The organism is Mesorhizobium sp. M7A.F.Ca.CA.003.01.2.1 (genome assembly GCF_003998945.1).
GTDB classification, from domain to species: domain Bacteria; phylum Pseudomonadota; class Alphaproteobacteria; order Rhizobiales; family Rhizobiaceae; genus Mesorhizobium; species Mesorhizobium ciceri.
In genome coordinates, this window is the sequence record NZ_RZRA01000505.1 from 1 (window position 1) to 4,077 (window position 4,077).

General features: G+C 64.9%; 7 protein-coding genes and 1 pseudogene. 7 read left to right on the forward strand and 1 reads right to left on the reverse strand.

Translation table 11 applies throughout. The features are described 5' to 3' along the window. A pseudogene (locus tag EN969_RS19805) lies at window positions 1-180 on the forward strand (hypothetical protein); the annotation flags it as partial. Window positions 181-289: 109 nt separating this feature from the next. Further along, window positions 290-475, forward strand: a complete 186-nt coding sequence (locus EN969_RS19810; protein WP_127224214.1) for a Flp family type IVb pilin — start codon at window positions 290-292, stop codon at window positions 473-475. Window positions 476-502: 27 nt separating this feature from the next. Here EN969_RS19810 and EN969_RS19815 read toward each other — a convergent pair whose 3' ends face one another. Further along, a complete protein-coding gene (locus EN969_RS19815; RefSeq protein WP_063169073.1) occupies window positions 503-1,378 on the reverse strand; it encodes a methyltransferase domain-containing protein in 876 nt (291 codons plus the stop codon). Between the two features lie 65 nt (window positions 1,379-1,443). Between EN969_RS19815 and EN969_RS19820 the strand changes: the two genes are divergently transcribed. The 5 genes from EN969_RS19820 to EN969_RS35565 all read left to right on the forward strand — a co-directional run. Next, window positions 1,444-2,244: a ComF family protein gene (locus tag EN969_RS19820; RefSeq protein WP_063169072.1), complete on the forward strand. Its 801-nt coding sequence runs from the start codon at window positions 1,444-1,446 to the stop codon at window positions 2,242-2,244. A 27-nt stretch (window positions 2,245-2,271) separates the two neighbouring features. Continuing rightward, window positions 2,272-2,541, forward strand: coding sequence for a glutaredoxin 3 (grxC, locus tag EN969_RS19825; RefSeq protein ID WP_024503792.1), 270 nt, complete (start codon window positions 2,272-2,274; stop codon window positions 2,539-2,541). A 10-nt stretch (window positions 2,542-2,551) separates the two neighbouring features. Next, window positions 2,552-3,418, forward strand: coding sequence for a carbon-nitrogen hydrolase family protein (locus tag EN969_RS19830; RefSeq protein WP_027163514.1), 867 nt, complete (start codon window positions 2,552-2,554; stop codon window positions 3,416-3,418). Then, complete coding sequence (locus EN969_RS19835; protein WP_013529451.1) at window positions 3,415-3,840, forward strand: DUF1178 family protein; 426 nt, start codon at window positions 3,415-3,417, stop codon at window positions 3,838-3,840. The genes EN969_RS19830 and EN969_RS19835 overlap by 4 nt, the downstream gene beginning before the upstream one ends. A gap of 14 nt (window positions 3,841-3,854) precedes the next feature. Further along, the coding region (locus EN969_RS35565) for a hypothetical protein (protein WP_206525188.1) at window positions 3,855-4,077 on the forward strand (223 nt) is incomplete at its 3' end.

Sequence of the window (4,077 nt, forward strand, 5' to 3'; positions counted from 1 at the left end):
TTCCTCGACAGCCAGACACGCTCGCTGTCGGCCCGTGACGGTTTCGGCGGGCTCGACATGGCGGCCACAGGCTCGATCGGCCATCGCGAAACCTACACGCTGCGCCGCAGCGTGCTGCAGCCGCAGCCGAGCTCGGTCTGCATCATCAGGTCCAATGGCCGGAGCAGCGGCGACTGCTGACATGGTTAAGAGATTTCGCAAAGGCGGCGGTTTCACCGCCTGTTAAGCCTTTGCCGTTAACCTTTCTTAACAGGTCGGCTGTAAGGTCCCGGACAGAGGGGTTGAGGCCATGAAAGCAGTGCTGCTGGGTTTTCTGAACGACGAGACCGGCGCCACGGCCGTCGAATATGGCGTGATCATCGCCGTGCTGTCGCTGGCCATCGTCGGCGGTATCGGTGAGGTCCGCGACGGGATCATCTGGCTGTTCAGCGACAACAACAGCAAGCTTGCGAACGCTTTCGCACCCACTCTCTGATCCGGCTTTCCCGCGCCTGGGGCAGGATCATTGCCCGTCGGGCGCCTCCAGGATTGTTTTCAGCGAGACCTTGGCCGACCCTGGCTTCAGCGGTTTTTGCTGCGAAGCGTCGGGCGCCCAGCCGGACATCCAGACAATCGAGAAACTTGCCCTGACGCGGCCGTCGGGGTCGGAAAACCGCTCGGCGTAGATTTCCGCCGCGCGGGCAAACAGCTTGCGCGAGCCCGGGCGCCGGCTGCGATCGGTGAGTGCATTGGTCTCGCCCATGGCCCGCAGATCCGCGATCAGGTTGAACAGGCTGGCATAGCGCACCGTCACCGTCTCGACGTCGGCGACCGGCAGAGCGAGACCGGCGCGCTGCAGCAGCGCACCGGCATCGCGCACGTCGGTGAACGGCGCGACACGCGGGCTGGCGCCGCCGTAAAGCTCGGTCTCGGCCGCAAGCAGGCTTTCGCGCAACTCGAAAAGCGTACCGGCGCCGGCAAAGGCGCCGAGGAAAAGCCCATCCGGCCGCAACGCACGGCGGATCTGGATCAGCATGCCTGGGATGTCGTTCATGGCCTGCAGCGACAAGAGCGACACCGCCAGATCGAGGCTTTCCGACTCGAACGGCACGGTTTCGAGCGGTGCGATCAGGCCGGCATCGCCACCGCTCAGGAAAGCCGTATCCGTCTCGACGCGGACAATGTCGGCGACCTTGCCGCTTTCGGCGAGCGTTTCGGCCGCCGCCGGCGTCTGGCAAAACAGCACGGCCGCCTTGCCGAACCGGCGCTCGACGGCGCCCAGCCGTTCGGCAAGGTCCTCGGCCGTGCGGCGCATGAGGAAGTCCGCGCCGTCGACCGGACGGGCAAGCGCGCGCCGCTTGTGCGTCAGCCACAGAGAGGTATCCATTATTGGCTGCAACGGGCAGATCCTTTGTTTGTCCACGCTCCGAGATCGTTGATATAGTGGCGCGCAGGAGCAACCACGTGGCCGATCCGATGCCCAAGATCAAGTCTATCGGGATCACGAACCTGGCCCGGTCGGTTGTCGGCTGGCCGGCGCGGATGCTGTTTCCGCCGGTCTGCGCCGGTTGCCGCCGGCATGTCTCGCAACCGGGCGTGCTGTGCGGCGCCTGCTGGCCGAAGCTCAGGCTGCTGGAGCGGCCATGGTGCCCTGTCATGGGTACGCCGTTCACCCACCATATGGGCGAAGGCTTTCTGTCGGCCGAGGCGATTGCCGATCCGCCGCCTTTCGAGCGGGCGCGGGCGGCGGTCGCCTATTCCGGCGTTGCGCGCCAGATGGTGCAAGGGTTGAAATACCAGGATCGCACGGATCTGGCACCTTGGATGGCGCGCTGGATGATGCGTGCGGGTGCCGATCTCATCGCCGAGGCGGATGTGGTGGTGCCGGTGCCGCTGCACTGGCGGCGGTTTTTCAGGCGGCGCTTCAACCAGTCGGCGGAACTGGCAAGGGCGGTCTCGGCACTTAGCGGATTGCCCTTCGCCCCGTCGGCGGTGCGGCGCGTGAAACTCACCCGCCAGCAGGTCGGGCTGGAGCGCGGCGAACGCGAGGAGAATGTGCGGGCCGCGTTCCGGGTGCCTGCCGAGGCGGAAATCGAGATCGCCGGCCGCAGGGTGCTTTTGATCGACGATGTCTACACCACCGGCGCCACGGTGCGTTCCGACACCAAGGCGCTGAAAAGGGGAGGTGCGGCCGCCGTCGACGTGCTGACCTTTGCGCGTGTGTTGCCGGGGGACTTTCGGGCGGACGAGTCCGCGACTATATAAGTCGGCAACGAACAGCGGAAATTCGTCATGACCGATGTCACGATCTACACCCGCATGATGTGCGGCTATTGCACGGCAGCCAAGCGGCTGCTCGAGCGCAAGGGCGTCGCCTTTACCGAGCACGATGCCTCCTTCTCGCCGGAATTGCGCCAGGAGATGATCTCCCGGGCGCATGGCCGCACGACCTTTCCGCAGATTTTCATCGGCGATACGCATGTCGGCGGCTGTGACGACCTCCACGAGCTGGAGGCCGAAGGCCGGCTGGACAAATTGCTCGCCAACGGCGCGACGAATTGAGGGAATGACGATGGGTGTTTTCAAGGCCGCTGCGATCCAGATGCGTTCGGGCGAGAGCCCCGAGCGCAACGCCGTCGATCTCGAACGGCTGGTGCGTGAAGCAGCCAGCCTAGGTGCCACCTACATCCAGACGCCGGAAATGACCGGGGCGCTGATCCGCGACAAGGAAGCTCGCGCCGCATCGTTCACGTCGGAGGACAAGGACATCGTCGTCGCGACCGCGCGCAGGCTGGCCAAGGAGCTCGGCATCTTCCTGCATATCGGCTCGACCGCCATTCTGCGCGCCGACGGCAAGCTCGCCAACCGGGCGCTGCTGTTCGGGCCGGATGGTGCTGCGCTCGCCGCCTACGACAAGATCCACATGTTCGACGTCGATCTCGACAATGGCGAGAGCTGGCGTGAGTCCGCCGCCTATGAACCGGGAACCGAGGCCGTCGTCACCGACATCGAGGGTGCAAAGCTCGGCTTCGCCGTTTGCTACGATCTGCGCTTTCCGCAACTCTTCCGCGCCGAGGCGTTGGCCGGCGCAGACCTGCTTTCCGTACCGGCTGCCTTCACCCGCCAGACCGGCGAGGCGCACTGGCACGTGCTGCTCAGGGCCCGCGCCATCGAGAACGGCGCCTATGTCGTCGCCGCCGCGCAAGGCGGCTTGCATGAAGACGGCCGCGAGACTTACGGCCATTCGCTGATCGTCGATCCGTGGGGCCGGATCATTGCGGAAGCCGCGCATGACGAACCGGCGGTGATCGTCGCCGAGATCGACCCGGCGCAGTCGCTTGCCGCGCGCAAGAAGATCCCCAATCTCAGGAATGCGCGGGATTTCGCCGTCAATGCCGGCTCGGGCGAGGCGCCGCGGCTCAGGGGTGCAGCCTCTTGATCCGTTTTGCCCTGATCTGCGAGCACGAGCACGAATTCGAAGGCTGGTTCCGCAGCAACGACGATTTCGACACCCAGAAGAAGCGCGGCTTCGTCGATTGCCCGAGCTGCGGTTCGCACAAGGTGCAGAAAGCACTGATGGCGCCGGCCGTCTCCACGGCGCGCAAGCAGGAAACCATAGCGCTGGCCATGGGCGAGGCGCAGAAGCAGGCTTTGGCGCAGCTCAAGGCGATGGCCGAGAAGGTGCGCGAGAATGCCGATTATGTCGGCGACAAGTTCGCCGAGGAAGCGCGAAAGATCCATTTCGGCGAGAGCGACCCGCGTGGCATCTATGGCGAGGCGACGCTGGACGAAGCCAAGAGCCTGGTCGAGGACGGCGTCGAGTTCATGCCGATCCCGGTGTTTCCGGACGACCGCAACTGAGTTCCGAGGGAGCTTTGCGCGACCCAGAAGCGATTGAGCCGCGACGCAGCATAAGAGCCGTCGTTGGCCGATTGGCCCGCTGGGGCGCCGTCAAGCTTAGCGGTACCCGAACGATCGACGGGTTGCTCATCATCAGCGACAAGGGCACCGACAAGATCGTCGAGGCGCTTCAGCTTATTCGTGATTTTGATCCAGTGCGCTACAGACGGCTGCTTGGTGACGTAAGACAGGTATTTG